General features: G+C 73.6%; 13 protein-coding genes. 2 read left to right on the top strand and 11 right to left on the bottom strand.

All coding sequences use genetic code 11. The features are described 5' to 3' along the window. Positions 1–67: 67 nt before the first annotated feature. From IGS69_RS17750 to pdhA, 6 genes are all read right to left on the bottom strand, one after another. The gene (locus tag IGS69_RS17750) at positions 68–1,177 is read right to left on the bottom strand and encodes a potassium channel family protein (protein WP_190900922.1); all 1,110 of its coding nucleotides are present in this window, start codon (positions 1,175–1,177) and stop codon (positions 68–70) included. After that, positions 1,174–2,574 carry a molybdopterin molybdotransferase MoeA gene (locus tag IGS69_RS17745; protein WP_190900920.1) on the bottom strand — a complete coding sequence of 467 codons (1,401 nt, stop codon included), beginning with the start codon at positions 2,572–2,574 and terminating at the stop codon, positions 1,174–1,176. Before IGS69_RS17745 ends, IGS69_RS17750 begins: the two co-directional genes overlap by 4 nt. Beyond that, positions 2,571–3,617 carry an NTP transferase domain-containing protein gene (locus tag IGS69_RS17740; protein WP_190900918.1) on the bottom strand — a complete coding sequence of 349 codons (1,047 nt, stop codon included), beginning with the start codon at positions 3,615–3,617 and terminating at the stop codon, positions 2,571–2,573. Before IGS69_RS17740 ends, IGS69_RS17745 begins: the two co-directional genes overlap by 4 nt. Positions 3,618–3,888: 271 nt before the next feature. Then, complete coding sequence (locus IGS69_RS17735; RefSeq protein ID WP_190900916.1) at positions 3,889–5,325, bottom strand: dihydrolipoamide acetyltransferase family protein; 1,437 nt, start codon at positions 5,323–5,325, stop codon at positions 3,889–3,891. Next, positions 5,325–6,329 carry an alpha-ketoacid dehydrogenase subunit beta gene (locus IGS69_RS17730; RefSeq protein ID WP_190900914.1) on the bottom strand — a complete coding sequence of 335 codons (1,005 nt, stop codon included), beginning with the start codon at positions 6,327–6,329 and terminating at the stop codon, positions 5,325–5,327. The genes IGS69_RS17735 and IGS69_RS17730 overlap by 1 nt, the downstream gene beginning before the upstream one ends. Continuing rightward, positions 6,326–7,471: a pyruvate dehydrogenase (acetyl-transferring) E1 component subunit alpha gene (gene pdhA, locus IGS69_RS17725; protein ID WP_190900912.1), complete on the bottom strand. Its 1,146-nt coding sequence runs from the start codon at positions 7,469–7,471 to the stop codon at positions 6,326–6,328. Before pdhA ends, IGS69_RS17730 begins: the two co-directional genes overlap by 4 nt. A gap of 190 nt (positions 7,472–7,661) precedes the next feature. Between pdhA and IGS69_RS17720 the strand changes: the two genes are divergently transcribed. Next, positions 7,662–8,147: an Lrp/AsnC family transcriptional regulator gene (locus IGS69_RS17720; RefSeq protein WP_190904539.1), complete on the top strand. Its 486-nt coding sequence runs from the start codon at positions 7,662–7,664 to the stop codon at positions 8,145–8,147. A gap of 21 nt (positions 8,148–8,168) precedes the next feature. Here the strand turns inward: IGS69_RS17720 and IGS69_RS17715 are convergent, their stop codons facing one another. Both IGS69_RS17715 and IGS69_RS17710 read right to left on the bottom strand, forming a co-directional pair. Beyond that, a complete protein-coding gene (locus IGS69_RS17715) occupies positions 8,169–8,759 on the bottom strand; it encodes a TetR/AcrR family transcriptional regulator (protein WP_190900910.1) in 591 nt (196 codons plus the stop codon). Then, the gene (locus tag IGS69_RS17710) at positions 8,756–10,276 is read right to left on the bottom strand and encodes a 3-hydroxyacyl-CoA dehydrogenase (RefSeq protein ID WP_190900908.1); all 1,521 of its coding nucleotides are present in this window, start codon (positions 10,274–10,276) and stop codon (positions 8,756–8,758) included. Before IGS69_RS17710 ends, IGS69_RS17715 begins: the two co-directional genes overlap by 4 nt. 160 nt (positions 10,277–10,436) lie before the next feature. Between IGS69_RS17710 and paaN the strand changes: the two genes are divergently transcribed. Next, a complete protein-coding gene (gene paaN, locus IGS69_RS17705; protein ID WP_190900906.1) occupies positions 10,437–12,128 on the top strand; it encodes a phenylacetic acid degradation protein PaaN in 1,692 nt (563 codons plus the stop codon). A 90-nt stretch (positions 12,129–12,218) separates the two neighbouring features. Here paaN and IGS69_RS17700 read toward each other — a convergent pair whose 3' ends face one another. Genes IGS69_RS17700 through IGS69_RS17690 form a run of 3 tightly spaced genes read right to left on the bottom strand, consistent with a single transcriptional unit; the run spans position 12,219 to position 15,021 of the window. Continuing rightward, the gene (locus tag IGS69_RS17700; RefSeq protein WP_190900904.1) at positions 12,219–12,962 is read right to left on the bottom strand and encodes a TrmH family RNA methyltransferase; all 744 of its coding nucleotides are present in this window, start codon (positions 12,960–12,962) and stop codon (positions 12,219–12,221) included. After that, positions 12,959–14,170 (bottom strand): HTTM domain-containing protein, encoded by a 1,212-nt coding sequence (locus IGS69_RS17695; RefSeq protein WP_190900902.1) that lies wholly within the window; start codon positions 14,168–14,170, stop codon positions 12,959–12,961. Before IGS69_RS17695 ends, IGS69_RS17700 begins: the two co-directional genes overlap by 4 nt. Beyond that, the gene (locus tag IGS69_RS17690) at positions 14,167–15,021 is read right to left on the bottom strand and encodes a DUF5819 family protein (protein ID WP_332836577.1); all 855 of its coding nucleotides are present in this window, start codon (positions 15,019–15,021) and stop codon (positions 14,167–14,169) included. The genes IGS69_RS17695 and IGS69_RS17690 overlap by 4 nt, the downstream gene beginning before the upstream one ends. Between the last annotated feature and the right edge of the window lie 571 nt (positions 15,022–15,592).

Below are 15,592 nucleotides of genomic sequence, written 5' to 3'. Positions count from 1 at the left end.
CGAGTGCAAGGCGGCCGGCGGTTCGCTGTGACGGGTGTGCGGGCCGGCCGGCCGTTCGCTGCGGTCGTCAGTTGTTGCGGGGCATCGGGGGCATCGGGCGGATGTCCGGCGCGACCTGCGTGGCCGGGGTCTTCCGCACGATCGTGATGAGCCGGTCGGTCAGCTCCAGCCGCCCGATGGACGGGTCGTCGTAGCCGAGGACCCGGTGCCCGCGTATGACGCTGACCACCAGGTCGTCCACCTCCCGCGGCGTCTTGCCCACCTCGGCCTTGACCACCGGCCGTTCGACGATGTCTAGGCCGCTGCCCTGCTGGATGAGGTCCTCCATGACCATGCCGGCGGCGGGGCTGAGCACGGACAGGCCGAGCAGCCGGCCGGCGGCGCTGGCGCTGGTGACGACCGCGTCGGCGCCCGACTGCTTGAGCAGCGGCGCGTTCTCCTCCTCCCGCACCGTGGCCACGATCTTCGCTCCGCGGTTGATCTGGCGGGCCGTCAGCGCCACCAGCACCGCGGTGTCGTCGCGCTGGGTCGCGATGATGATCTGGCGCGCCTTGTGCACCTCGGCCTGATTCAGCACCTCGCTGCGGGTCGCGTCCCCGACGATGCCCGCGTAGCCCTCGGCGGTCGCGGCGTCGATCACCTTGGAACTGGGGTCGACCACGACGACCTGTTCCTTCCGCAGGCCCGTCGCGCAGACGGTCTGGATCGCCGACCTGCCCTTCGTGCCAAAGCCGATGACGACGGTGTGATCGCGCAACGTGGACCTCCAGCGGTTCAGCCGCCACTCCTCCCGGGTGCGTTCGGTGAGGGCTTCCAGGGTGGTACCGACCAGGATGATCAGGAACAGCACGCGCAGCGGCGTGATGACGAGGATGTTGGTGAGCCGGGCGCTTTCGCTCGCCGGGGTGATGTCACCGTAACCGGTGGTGGAGAGGGTGACGGTCGCGTAGTAGAACGCGTCGAGGAGGCTGATGCCGCCGCCCGCGTTGTCGTTGTAGCCGTCGCGGTCGGCGTAGACGATCAGCGCGGTCAGCAGGAGGACGAACAGCGCCATGGAGAGCCGCTTGGCGACCTGGCGGATCGGGTGCTCCACCACTTTTCTCGGGAGTTTCACCCGATAGGTCACCAGATGCTCGTCGGCCTGGCGGGCGATCGCGTCCTGGCCCGGAAGTTTCACGTGAAACACACCCCGATACCTGCCGACGCCCAGGGCAGGTCGAGCAGTTCCGCCTCCTGCCCGGGACGTGCGCCGCCCGGCTCCACGACGGCCAGCGCGTCGGCCGCCGCGATGCCGCGCAGCATGGCGGGGCCGTTGTAGTGCAGTGGCACGGCCTCGTCGCCGCGCAGGACGACGGGGACGAGCCGGGTGTCGTGCGGGTGCCCGTGCACGGCGTCCCGGAGCGGCATCGTGTACGGCTCCGGGGCCGGGCGGGCCGCGAGGATCCGCAGCAGCGGCTCGGCGAGCGTCAGCAGCCCGGAGACGGCGGCGAGCGGGTTGCCCGGCAGGCCGACGAGGTACTGGGTCGGCGTGGTGCGGGCCAGCAGCATGGGGTGGCCCGGGCGCACCTTGACGCCGTCCACGAGGAGTTCGGCGCCGATTCGGCGCAGGGTGGGGTGGACGTGGTCGAGGGGGCCCGCCGCGGTGCCGCCGGTGGTGAGGATGACGTCGGCGTCGGAGGTGGTGACGGCCCGGTGCAGGGCATCGGCGTCGTCGCGGATGCGCCGGACGGCGGTGACGTCGGCGCCGAGCGCCCGCAGCCAGGGCGCCAGCATGGGGCCGAGCGCGTCCCGGATCAGGCCGTCGCGTGGCAGGCCCTGGGTGAGCAACTCGTCCCCGAGGACCAGGACTTCGGCGCGGGCGCGGGGGACCGCGGTGACGGCGTCGTAGCCGGCGGCCGCCGCGAGCCCGAGGACGGCCGGGGTGACGAGGGTGCCGACAGCGAGGAGCTGGTCGCCGGTGCGGCACTCCTGGCCGCGGGGGCGGATGTCCTGGCCGGGGACGACGTCCCGGGTCGCGTACAGGCGGCCCTTGTCGTCGGTGCGGCCGTGCTCGCTGCGCAGGACCGCGGTGGTGTCCGGGGGGATGCGGGCGCCGGTGGCGATCCGGACGGCCTCGCCGTCGGTGAGGGACGGGGGCGCGGCGTGCCCGGCAAGGACGCCCGCGTCCCGCACGTGCCAGGGGGCGGGACCGCAGACCGCCCAGCCGTCCATCGCGGAGGTGTCGAAGGAGGGGAGGTCGGTGAGGGCGTCGAGCGGCGCGGCGAGCGTCAGGCCGAGGGCGGTGTCGAGGGGCGCCGAGACGGGCGCGCGGCGGGCTGCCCGGACGGCGTCGCGGCCGGCGCGTTCGGCGAGGGCCCGGGCCTCGGGCCAGGGGGTGGCTCGGTGCCGGGTGTCGGGCGGCCGGGCGGAAGTGTCCGGCCGGTGGGAGGGGTGGGCGCTGCCGGCGTCGCCTCCGTCACTCCGAGCGGCGGGGGCGGGCAGGTGATCGCCGTTGCTGTTCCTCACGAGGGCGAGCACCTCCTCGACATCGAGGTCCTCGGCGTCCTCACCGGCACGGGCGCCGTGCGGGGTCATCCGGCGTCCGGGCGGGTGTCGGGGGTGGCGTCGGGGGCGACATCACCGGGGGACGACGCAGGTCCGTCACCGGACGAAGTCGGTCCATCACCGGCCGACTGCGGTCCATCACCGGACGACTGCGGTCCGTCGCCCGATGGCCGCTCCTCGGGGGTGCTCTCCTGCGCCCAGCGGGCGGCGAGGGCCACGGCCTTGCGGGCGGCCTCCGCGACCGCCTCGGGGCCGCCGCCGGCCTGCGCGGCCGCGTAGCCGACGAGGAAGGTGGTCAGCGGCGCCGCGGGCCGGGCGACACCGTGGGCGGCGTCGCGGGCGAGGTCGAGCAGGCCGCGGGTGTCGACATCGAGGTCGATCCCCAGTTCGTCCTTGACAGCGGAAATCCATTCATCCAACACGTGCCCATGCTCCCTGATACGTGCCCTGGCGGTGGCGATGTCGTCCCAGGTGTCGCAGTCGAAGGACGCGACGGGGTCGGAGATGCGGGTGAGGTCCAGCCCGGCGGTGAGACGCCGCAGGGGGAGACCGGCGAGAGAGCCGTGCCGTCCGGCGAGCACCGTGAGCTCCTCACGCAGCCGCGGCGCACTGTAGGCGGCCACGAGCGGCTGGTCACGGCCGCCGGGGTCGGTCAGCAGCACGCCGTCGCGGCCGCTCTCCCGCAGCGCGTCCAGCAGGCGGTCCACGGTGGGCTCCTGAAGGAACGGCAGGTCGGCGGAGAGCACCACGACGTGCTCGGCCGTGGTGTGGCGGAGCCCGGCGTCGAGCGCTGCGAGCGGTCCGCCGCCGGGCGGGTCCTCGCGGGCCCAGGTCACGGGCCGTGCGGTCGGCCGGGGCGCGGCGACGACGACAATGCTCCGGGCACCGCCGCAGGCGGCGAGGACACGGTCGAGCAGGGCCCGGCCGCCCACGCGCACCCCGGGCTTGTCCGTGCCGCCGAGGCGCCGGGAGGCTCCACCGGCGAGCACGACGGCGTCGTACCCGGCGGGTTCCGCGCCGTGTCCGGGGCCGGTGCCGGTGCCGGGTACGCCGGGGCGCTCGTAGGCGGTCACCCCCCGAGTATGCGTGTCCCCGCGATCACAGGGAACGCGGGGGAACCGACGCGATCACTGGGTGCGGTGCGGGCCGAACGGAAATCACGGCGTCACGCCGTCCGCGGGGCGGCGGAGCGGCGACCGCCGGGCCCGCGCGGCGGCAGAGAAACAGCCGCCAAGCCCGCACGACGGCAGAGAAGCGACGCCAAGCCCGCACGACGGCAGAGAGGCCTCCCCCGCCAAGCCCGCGCGGCGGCAGAGAGGCCTCCCCCGTCAGGCCCGTGCACGATCAGAGCGTCCGCAGCAGCACCGCCGGTTGTTCGACGCAGTCCGCCACGTACCGCAGGAAGCCGCCCGCCACGCCCCCGTCGCACACCCGGTGGTCGAAGGTGAGCGAGAGCTGCACGACCTGGCGCACCGCCAGCTCGCCCTCGTGCACCCACGGCTTGGGGACGATGCGGCCGACGCCGAGCATGGCGGCCTCGGGGTGGTTGATGATCGGGGTGGAGCCGTCGACGCCGAAGACGCCGTAGTTGTTCAACGTGAAGGTGCCGCCGGTCAGTTCGCCCGGGGTCAGCGTCCCCGTGCGGCCCGCCTCGGTCAGCCGCGCGAACTCGGCCGTCAGCGACTCGGCGTCCCGCGCCTGCGCGTCCCGTACGACCGGGACGACGAGGCCCCGTTCGGTCTGCGCCGCGAAGCCCAGGTGCACCTGGTCGAACCGGACGATCTCCCTGGCCTCCGCGTCCACTGTGGAGTTGAGCTCGGGGAAGCGGGCGAGGGCCGCGGTGCAGATCCGGGCCAGCAGGGCCAGCAGGGAGATCTTCGGACCGCCGGCCGCGTTCATGGCCGTGCGCGCCCGCATCAGCTCCGTGGCGTCGGCGTCCACCCAGCAGGTGGCGTCCGGGATCTCGCGGCGGCTGCGCGCCAGCTTGTCGGCGACGGCGCCCCGGACGCCCTTGAGCGGGGTGCGGGTCTCGCCGGGGGCCGCCGGTGCCGAGGACCGGGACGCGAGGGCCGGTGCCGGTGCCTGGGGCACGCCCGGGTGCGGCTCGGCCGCCGGTGCCGTCGTGGCGCCGCGGCCCGCGGCACGCAGGGCGTACTCGACGTCCGCTCGCAGGATCAGCCCGTCGGGGCCGGACCCGGTCAGCTCCCGCAGGTCAAGGCCGTTCTGCCGGGCCAGCCGGCGCACCAGGGGCGAGATCACGGGGACGGGACCGTCGTCCGTCCCGGGACCGCCGGCCTGCCCGTTCACCGACGCCGGGGGCTCGCCCGCCCGCGTGGTCACCGCGGTCGCGGGGACCGCGGCCTGCGCGTGTGCCGGCGCCGCGGCGGCACCGGTCGGCCCGGCTGCGGACGCGCCGGACACCGGCCGCTCCTGCCGCACCCGGCGGCGCCGCGCGGGCGCCTCGGAGGTGCCGTACCCGACCAGGACGTTGCCCGACCCCTCGGAGGCGGTGCCGTCGGCGCCAGAGGCGGGCCGCTCCCCCACCGCCACCGTGATCAGCGGCGCCCCGACGGGCAGTTCCGTGCCCTCCTCGCCGAAGCGGGCCGTGACCACACCGCCGTAGGGGCACGGGACCTCGACCATCGCCTTGGCCGTCTCGACCTCGACGACCGGCTGGTCGATCGCGACCACGTCGCCGACCTCGACCAGCCAGCGCACGATCTCCGCCTCGGTGAGCCCCTCACCGAGGTCGGGCAGCTTGAACTCCAGCACCTGTGCCATCAGCTCTCGGCCTCCCACTGCAGGCGCCCCACGGCGTCCAGGATCCGGTCCACACCGGGCAGGTGGTGGCGCTCCAGCATCGGCGGCGGATACGGGACGTCGAACCCGGCCACACGCAGCACCGGCGCCTCCAGGTGGTGGAAGCAGCGCTCCGTGACCCGGGACGCGATCTCCCCGCCCGGGCCCCCGAAGGAACCCGACTCGTGGACGACGACCGCGCGTCCGGTCCGCCGCACCGAGGCGCACACCGTCTCGTCGTCGAACGGCACCAGGGAGCGCAGGTCGACGACTTCGAGGTCCCAGCCCTCGGCCCGGGCCGCCTCGGCCGCCTCCATGCAGACGGGTACGGACGGCCCGTACGTGATGAGCGTGGCGCTCCGGCCGGGGCGCCGCACCACCGCGCGGCCTATCGGCTCAACGGGCGTCGGCTCCTCGGGGTTCCAGGAGTCCTTCGACCAGTACAGCCGCTTCGGCTCCAGGACGACGACCGGGTCGTCGGAGGCGATGGCGGCGCGCAGCAGCCCGTAGGCGTCGGCGACCGTGGCGGGCGTGACGACATGGAGCCCCGGAGTCGCCATGTAGTACGCCTCGGAGGAGTCGCTGTGGTGCTCGACGCCGCCGATGCCGCCGCCGTAGGGGACGCGGATGGTGATCGGCAGGGGCATCCTGCCGCGGGTGCGGTTGCGGGTGCGGGCCACGTGCGAGATGAGCTGCTCGAACGCCGGGTAGGCGAACGCGTCGAACTGCATCTCCACGACCGGGCGCAGGCCGTACATCGCCATGCCGACGGCGGTGCCGAGGATGCCCGCCTCGGCGAGCGGGGTGTCGGTGCAGCGGTCCTCGCCGAACTCCTCGGCGAGGCCGTCGGTGACGCGGAAGACGCCGCCGAGGGTGCCGACGTCCTCGCCCATGACGTGCACGGCGGGGTCGGCGGCCATGGCGTCGCGCAGCGCGCGCGTGAAGGCCTGCGCCATGGTGGCCGGCTTGACGGCGACGGTGCTCATCGGTGCGTGCCCCCCTCGGTGTCGGCCTCGGCCTCCAGTTCGGCCCGCAGCTGGTCCCGCTGCTCGCGCAGCTGCGGGGTGGGCTCGGCGTAGACGTGGGTGAACAGGTCCATCGGGTCCAGGGCCGGGTCCTGGTTCATGTGCTCGCGCAGGGCCGCCGCCATGGTCTCGGCGTCCTGGCGGGCGGCCTCGATGCCGGCCTCGTCGAGCAGGCCGCGCCCGGTCAGCTCGCGCTCCAGCAGGCGGATCGGGTCGTGCTCGCGCCAGGTCTCGACCTCGGCGTCGCCGCGGTAGCGGGTCGCGTCGTCGGCGTTGGTGTGGGCGTCGACGCGGTAGGTGATCGCCTCGACCAGGGTGGGACCGCCGCCCGCGCGGGCGTGGCGCACGGCGTCGGAGAGGACCTCGTGCACGGCGGCGGCGTCGTTGCCGTCGACCAGGCGGCCGGGCATGCCGTAGCCGACGGCCTTGTGGGCCAGCGACGGGGCCGCGGTCTGCTTGGCCAGCGGGACGGAGATCGCGAAGCCGTTGTTCTGCACGAGGAAGACGACCGGGGCCTGCCAGACGGCGGCGAAGTTCAGCGCCTCGTGGAAGTCGCCCTCGCTGGTGCCGCCGTCGCCGACCATGGCCAGCGCGACCACGTCGTCGCCCTTGAGGCGGGCGGCGTGCGCGAGACCGACGGCGTGCGGCAGCTGGGTGGCGAGGGGGGTGCACAGGGGGGCGACCCGGTGCTCGTAGGGGTCGTAGCCGGTGTGCCAGTCGCCGCGCAGCAGGGTGAGCGCCTCGACGGGGTCCACGCCGCGGGCCACGACGGCGAGGGTGTCGCGGTAGCTCGGGAAGAGCCAGTCCTGCTCCTCCAGCACGAGCGCGGCGGCGACCTCGCAGGCCTCCTGGCCGGTGGTGGAGGGGTAGACCGCCAGACGGCCCTGCTTGGTGAGGGCGGTGGCCTGCGCGTTGTAGCGGCGGCCCTTCACCAGCTGCGCGTACAGCGTCCTCAGCAGCTCGGGGTCGGCCTTCGCGGCCGCCTCGGTGCCGAGGACGCGGTACGGCTCCGCGTCGGGCAGCAGCGGCGCGGGATCCGTCCGGGGCTGCCAGGCGGGCGGCGGGGTCGGCTTGTACGCGCCCCGCTGCTCCATGACCGTCATGACGGCACCTCCTCGTGGGAGCGGCTCGAAGAGGCGCGTCGGCTGTGACCCGCCTCACCTACCGATTGTTCGGTCGACGGCACAATTTGGCTATGGGTGGCCTCAGGCTGTGGACAAACGGTTCTCCACAGCCTGAGATGGACGCAGTACGTCCATGGCAGAGAGGCGGGGGCGGGTGGCATCTGAACAAATGGCCGAGAGCCAGGACGACAGCGGTGTGCTTCCGCCGCCGCGGCCCCTGGACGCCATCGATCAGGACATCCTGCGCATGCTCCAGGCGGACGGCCGCGCCTCGATACGGTCCGTCGCCGACCGGGTCCACGTCTCGCGCGCCAACGCCTACGCCCGTATCAACCGGCTCGTCGAGGACGGCGTCATCCGCGGCTTCGGCGCCCGCGTCAACCACGAGCGGGCGGGTCAGGGCACGTCCGCGTACATCACGCTGAAGATCGTGCAGAACTCCTGGCGCACCGTGCGCGAGGAGCTCAGGCAGCTGCCCGGCGCGTCCCACATCGCCCTGGTGGGCGGCGACTTCGACGTGCTGCTGCTGGTGCACGTGTCCGACAACCGCGCGCTGCGCGAGCTGGTGCTGACCCGGCTCCAGGCGATCCCGCAGGTCCTCAGCACGCGCACGCTGCTGGTGTTCGAGGAGGAGGACCTGGAGCCGCAGGGCTAGCGAGGCGAGGCCCGGCTCGGATCAGGAGGCCCTGCGCAGCCCCCCGAAGGCCACCTGCACCACCGCGTCGGCCACCTCGCGCTCGTTCATCCCGCGGCCGTCCGGCCGGTACCACTCGACGATCGAGTTGATCATGCCGAAGACCAGCCGGGTCACCAGCCGCACCTCTATGTCGGCACGCACGTCCCCGTCCGCCGAGGCCGCCTTGAGCAGGTCGGCGACCCGGTGGTCGAAGTCGCGGCGCCGCTCCAGGGCCCACCGCTCGGTGTCGGTGTTGCCGCGCACGCGCAGCAGCAGCGTCACGTAGGGCAGCTCGGCGATGAGCACCTCGACCATGCGCCGCACGACGTACTCCAGGCGGACCGAGGCGCGCCCCACGCGCGCGTGCTCCTCGTCGAGGATCCCGAAGAGGCCGTCCAGGGCCCGGCTCACGGCCCGGCGCAGCAGCTCCTCCTTGCCGGCGACGTGGTGGTAGATCGACGACTTGGAGATGCCGGCCGCCTTCGACAGGTGCTCCATGGAGGTGCCGTCGTAGCCACGCTCGTTGAACACCTGGACGGCGACGGACAGCAGCGTGTCCGGGGTGTAGGTGTCGCGCTTGGCGGTGGTCATGAGGTGCCCTCCCGCGAGTCGGAGGCGTGGGCGTGGCGGTACAGGGCCAGGGACGGCGCGTAGCGGCCCGAGGGGTCGCGCCGGTGCAGGTCGTCCAGGAGCACGTAGGCCCAGGTGCGGCCGAGACGGCGGCTCCACTCGAAGGGGCCCAGCGGGTAGTTGACGCCGAGGCGCATCGCGGTGTCGATGTCCTCCTCGGTGGCCACGCCCTTGGCGACCGCGTCGTGCGCCAGGTCGATGATCCGGGCGACCGTGCGGGCGACGATCATGCCGGGGACGTCGCCGATGACGCTGACCTGCTTGCCGAGCGCCTGGAAGAGGCCGATGGCCTCGGCGAGGACCTGCGGGGAGGTGTCCTGGGAGGCGGACAGGGCGATCCGGCCGGCCGTGCGGTAGTCCAGCGCGAGGTCGAAGTAGACGAAGTCCCGGTACTCCCCGGCGGTCTGCCCGTCGGCCAGGACGAGCCGGCCGCCGCTCGGGAGGAGCAGACACGCCCCCTGCTCCTCGTCGTCGCCCTCGTCACGGACCGGGATGCCCGCCTCGCGGATCAGCTCGAGCAGTTCGGACGCCGGGCCCAGGTCGCCCTCGGCGACGACGTACGCGGGCGGCTGCCGCTTGTCGGCGGTGTCCGGCTCGGGGCGCTCGGCGCCCTCCCCGTGGTCGTACCAGCCGTGGCCGGTCTTACGGCCGAGCCGGCCGGACTCCACCAGGCGCCGCTGGGCGAGGGACGGCGTGAAGCGCACGTCCTGGAAGAAGGACTGCCAGACCGACCGGGTGACTGACTCGTTGACGTCCTGGCCGATCAGGTCGGTCAGCTCGAAGGCGCCCATCCGGAAGCCGCCCGACTCGCGCAGCACGGCGTCGATGGTGGCCGGGTCGGCGACCTGCGCCTCGTGGACCGCGAAGGCCTCGGCGTAGAAGGGCCGGGCGATGCGGTTGACGATGAAGCCGGGGGTGTCCGCGCACGCGACGGGTGTCTTGCCCCAGGCGCGGGCGGTCTCGTACGCGCGCGTGGCCGACGAGACGTCCGTGGCGAAGCCGGAGACCACCTCGACCAGCGGCAGCAGTGGCGCGGGGTTGAAGAAGTGCAGGCCGACGAGCCGGCCGGGGTTGCGCAGGGCGCCGCCGATGGCGGTGACGGACAGCGACGAGGTGTTGGTGGCGAGCAGGCAGTCGTCGGCGACGATGCCCTCCAGCGCGCGGAACAGGTCCTGTTTGACGTCCAGCCGCTCCAGCACGGCCTCGACGACGAGGGCGCAGTCGGCGAGCTCGGGGAGGTCCTCGGCGGGCAGCAGCCGGGCGCGGGCGGCGTCGCGCTCGGCGTCGCTGAGCCGCTCCTTCTCGACGAGCCGGTCCAGGCGGGCACCGATCGCGTCGGCCGCCTCCCGGGCCCGCCCGGGGAGGGTGTCGTACAGCCGTACCGGATGGCCCGCGACCAGCGCGACCTGGGCGATTCCCTGGCCCATGGTGCCGGTGCCGACGACGGCCACGGGGCTGCTGAGGTCGAGTGCTGTCATGTGCGCGATCCTCCCGCACGGGGTTTTCCACAGATGCGGCGGACCCCCTTGAACCGACCGATCGTTCGGTTACTCTAGCTCTGTCCGAGTGTTCCTGCCCAGGTTTCTGCCCAGGTCATGAACTCGACGAAGAGTTCTTGAGACGAGGAGATGGTCACCCATGACCGCCGCACTCTCGGCGCACGAGCTGATCGCCCGGCACCGGTCCACCCTCGACCAGGCGCTGGAAGCGATCCGCACGCGCGCCTACTGGTCCCCGCACCCCGAGCACCCCAAGGCCTACGGGGAGAACGGCAGCCTGGACGCGGCGTCGGGCAAGGCCGCCTTCGACGCCCTGCTCGGCTCCCGCCTCGACCTCGGCCAGCCGGGCACGGACGACTGGGTCGGCGGCGAGAGGTCCCCGTACGGCGTCGACCTGGGCGTGACGTACCCGCACGCGGACCTCGACGTGCTGCTGCCCGCCATGAAGGCCGGCCAGCGGGCCTGGCGGGACGCGGGTGCGGAGCAGCGCGCCGTGGTCTGCCTGGAGATCCTCAAGCGCATCAGCGACCGGACGCACGAGTTCGCGCACGCGGTCATGCACACCTCCGGCCAGGCGTTCATGATGGCGTTCCAGGCGGGCGGGCCGCACGCGCAGGACCGCGGCCTGGAGGCGGTGGCCTACGCCTACGTCGAGCAGGTGCGCACGCCGGACAACGCCGAGTGGGCCAAGCCCCAGGGCAAGCGCGACCCGCTGGCCATGAACAAGCAGTTCACGCCGGTCCCGCGGGGCATCGCCCTGATGATCGGCTGCAACACCTTCCCGACGTGGAACGGCTACCCGGGCCTGTTCGCCTCCCTCGCCACCGGCAACGCGGTCCTGGTCAAGCCCCACCCGCGCGCGGTGCTGCCGCTCGCCCTCACCGTGCAGGTCGCGCGCGAGGTGCTCGCGGAGGCCGGCTTCGACCCGAACCTGGTGGCGCTGGCCGCCGAGCGCCCCGGCGAGGGCATCGCCAAGACCCTCGCGCTGCGCCCCGAGATCCGCATCATCGACTACACGGGCTCGACCGAGTTCGGCGACTGGCTGGAGGCCAACGCCCGCCAGGCGCAGGTCTACACGGAGAAGGCCGGCGTCAACACGGTCGTCGTCCACTCCACCTCCGACTACAAGGGCATGCTCGCCAACCTGGCGTTCTCGCTGTCCCTGTACAGCGGCCAGATGTGCACGACCCCGCAGAACCTCCTCGTCCCCCGCGAGGGCATCTCCACGGACCAGGGCCCCAAGTCCTACGACGAGGTGGTCGCGGACCTCGCCCAGTCCGTCGACGGGCTGCTCGGCGACGACGCCCGGGCCAACGCGCTGCTCGGCGCGATCGTCAACCCGGACGTGAAGGCCCGGCTGGAGGCGGCGGCGGGTCTCGGCGAGGTCGCCCTGGCCTCCCGCGAGATCACCAACCCGGACTTCCCCGGGGCGGTCGTCCGCACGCCGGTGATCGTGAAGCTGGACGGCGCCAAGCCGGACGACGAGGCCGCCTACATGAGCGAGTGCTTCGGACCGGTGTCCTTCGCCGTCGCGGTCGACTCGGCCGAGGACGCGGCGGAGCTGCTGCGGCGCACCGTCCGCGAGAAGGGCGCGATGACCGTCGGGGCGTACACGACCGACCCGGAGGTCGAGCAGGCCGTGCAGGAGGTCTGCCTGGAGGAGGCGGCGCAGCTGTCGCTGAACCTCACGGGCGGGGTCTATGTGAACCAGACGGCCGCGTTCTCCGACTTCCACGGGTCCGGTGGCAACCCGGCGGCCAGTGCGGCGCTGTGCGACGGGGCGTTCGTGGCCAACCGGTTCCGGGTGGTCGAGGTGCGCCGGGACGCGTAGCTGAAGCTCGGGGGCGCCCAGGAGTTCGGGGCTTCTCGTCGGCGCGCGGGTGCCGGTGCGTCGTGGTTGTTCGCGCAGTTCCCCGCGCCCCTAACAGGGCGCCCCGAAACTCCAGTGGTAGAGCGTCATCGCCACGCTCGTCGCCAGGTTGTAGCTGCTGACCTGGGGGCGCATCGGCAGGGACAGCAGGTGGTCGGCCCGGGCGCGCAGTTCGCCCGACAGGCCGGTGCGCTCGGAGCCGAAGGCGAGGACGGCGTCGTCCGGGAGCTTGACGCCCCGGATGTCGTCGCCCTCCGGGTCCAGGGCGAACAGCGGGCCCGGCGGCAGCTCCTCGACGGCCAGCCGCTCCACCGTCGTCGCGTAGTGCAGCCCCGCCCCGCCCCGCACGACCGTCGGGTGCCAGGGGTCCATCGTCCCGGTCGTCACCACACCGGTCGCCCCGAAACCGGCGGCCAGGCGGATCACCGCACCCGCGTTGCCCAGATTGCGCGGGTGGTCGAGGACCACGACCGGGGCCGTGCGGGGCACACGCGCCAGCTTCTCCAGGTGGGAGGCCCGGGGCGGCCGTACGGCCAGGGCGGCCACGGCCGTGGGGTGCGGACGCGGCACCAACGACGCGTACGTCGCGTGCGGCACCTCCGTCAGCAGCCCGGCCAGCGCGTCCCGTACGTCCGGGGCCAGCTCGTCGGCGAGGGCGAGGGCGGCCGCCCGGTCGGCGGTGACCGCCACCGGCACCTCGGCGCCGAAGCGCAGCGCGTGCTTGAGCGCGTGGAACCCGTCGAGCAGGACGGTGTCGCCGGCGAGCCGGTGCCAGACGGTCACGGGGTCGGTCATGCCCCGAAGCCTACGTGCGTGACCTCGGAGCTCCCCTCGGTGCGCTGCCCGGGCAGGGGCGCGGGCCCGCTCCCGCGCCGGAGCCGGTCACGCGCGCGTGCCGCCAGGTCGGCCAGCCGGCGCAGGAAGCCCGTCGGCAGGAACACCGCGTCCGCCGCGATCATCGCCAGTGAGAAGAACGGCAGCCCCAGGACCACGGCGATCACGGCGTGCTCGGTCATCATCACCGCCAGCAGGACGTTCTTCACCCGCCGGTTGAACAGGGTGAACGGGAAGGCGACCTGCACCAGGACCGTCCCATAGGTCACCAGCATCACCATCGTGCCGCTGGCCGACAGCAGATCGGCGAGGGCGGGCCAGGGCGAGAAGTACTCCAGGTGGAGCGGGTAGTAGACCGCGGTGCCGTCCTGCCAGCGCGATCCCTGGATCTTGTACCAGCCGGCCGTCGCGTAGATCAGACAGGCCTCGGCCATGATCACGAGCAGGGCGCCGTTGTGCACGACGTTGGCGATCACGTCCAGCATGATCCGCGGCTCACCGGTCCCGGCCCTGCGCCCGACCAGCCACCACAGGGCCTGCACGACCCACACCGTCCACAACAGCGCCGGTATCAGCCAGTCGCCCTGCATCCGGCCGACCAGGGTGACCGCGACCAGCACGAAACCGAGCACGCCCCACAGAGCCGGGCCGGTCCGGTCCGTGACCCGCTCGCCCCGCGCACGGGCCGCCCTCTCCCGCACGGCCCGCCGGGCGTCCAGCGACCACACCTGGGCGCACCGCGTGAACACCAGGTAGATCGACATCAGGTGCAGCACGTTGTCGCCGCCGTCGCCCATGAAGACGCTGCGGTTCTGCAGCGACAGCACGCCGACCATGAACAGCACCGCCATGGTGCGGGTGCGCCAGCCCAGCATCAGCAGCACGGCGGAGAGGACCGCCAGCGCGTAGACGATCTCGAACCAGACCCGGCCGTCCGACCACATCAGGACGGTGAACGAGCCGTTGGACCCGACCAGCTGCTGGGCGAGGTCCCAGCTCCAGGGACCGCCGGGACCGTAGAGCTCGTGGCGGTGGGGGAACTCACGGAGCAGGAACAACAGCCAGGTGGCGCTGAAGCCGATCCGGATGACGGCCGTCTGGCAGGGGCCGAGGGCCGCCTCGGTGACGCGGGCGATACCGCCCGAGACGGCCAGCGAGAAGCGGTTCACCGCACGCCTCCCCGGGCCTCGTCCCGCGGGACCCTCCACCACGGCAGCTCCCGGTAGGACGGTGTCGTCGAGACCTTCTCCCGGCTCCACCCGGGCGGCGGCACGTTGCTGGTCCGGGACCGCACCTGCACCCGCTCGATGACCCCGGAACTCCCGGTCGCGGCCCGCACCGCGTCGTCGCGGCCGAGGCGCAGCACCGTGATCCGGCGCAGGTACGACTCCGAGAGCGAGCCGCGCAGGCCCACCGGGCGGTTCTCGCTGTCGTGCGTGGCGACGAAGAAGTCCCAGGCGCGGCGCAGCTCGTTCTGCTGGGTGTGGCTGGGCAGCAGATTGCCGTCGATGGCGCGGCCGTCCTCGGCGGACAGGTCGTACCAGCCGGTGGTCAGCGTCATGCCGTCCGGCCCCCGGATCCCGGCACGGACCTGGATCGAGATGTTCTGCTGGAGCGGGTTCGGCGCGAACAGCTTCCAGTTCTGCTCGAACTCCGGATAGATCCAGTCGTCCACGGCCTTGCCGTGCTCCCGGGTGACCGTGTTCGCCGGCGCGACATGCAGGAACGTCATCCCTATGTGCACACACACGCCGATGGCGACGACCGCGAGAGCCAGGGCGACCCCGACCTGATAGCGGGGGGACAGCACGGCGATGCCGGTACGGGGTTCACCGGGCGGGTACGGCTCGGGCGGTGCGGGGGAGGTGATGGGCGCGCGGGGTGCCGGTGAGGCGCTCGGCGCAGGTGGTGCCGGTGACACAACCACAGGTGGTGCCGGTGAGGCGCTCGGCGCCGCCGGTGCCGGTGAGGCGCTCGGCGCCGCCGGTCCCAGTGAGGCGCTCGGCGCCGCCGGTCCCAGTGAGGCGCTCCGCGCAGCCGGTGCCGGTGCCGGTGCCGGTGAGGTGATCGACTCGGGCGGCGCGGGGGACGCGATCGCCTCGGGTCGCCCGGGTCGCCCGGGCGACCCGGGCGGCCCGGGCTGCGCTGGCGGCCCGGGCTGCGCCGACGGCTCGGGCTGGGCCGGCGGCCCCTGGTGCAGGTCCGGCTCGGCCGAGTCCGCCCGGGCGCCCCGCTGAGCGGGCGGGGCCGGGCGGCTCGGCGCGTCCGGGCCGTGCCGGGCGTTCGAGCCCTCGTCGTACGCGTCCATTCCGCCCCGTTCCACGATCCCGGTCCGTCGTTCCGTCCGCCCGGCCGCGAGGGCGTCGTACCGCCCGCGCGGCCTGCGCGGCGTCGGCACGGGCACGGTACTCAGGACACCCACCCGGGCACAGCCCCTGTCCGCACCTCCCGCCGTGGCCGTCGCCCACACCACGCAGGCCGACCGTACGGCGAGTGCGACCCTCCGAGCGCCGCGGTCCCCCTGGTCCACAGGGGACCCCCGCAGGTTATCCACAGGGCGCCCCGGCCGGTCGTCCACAGGAGTGACACCC

Origin of the sequence: Streptomyces tuirus (assembly GCF_014701095.1) — a bacterium.
Lineage (GTDB): Bacteria > Actinomycetota > Actinomycetes > Streptomycetales > Streptomycetaceae > Streptomyces > Streptomyces tuirus.
This window is presented reverse-complemented; position numbering and strand designations above follow the sequence as displayed.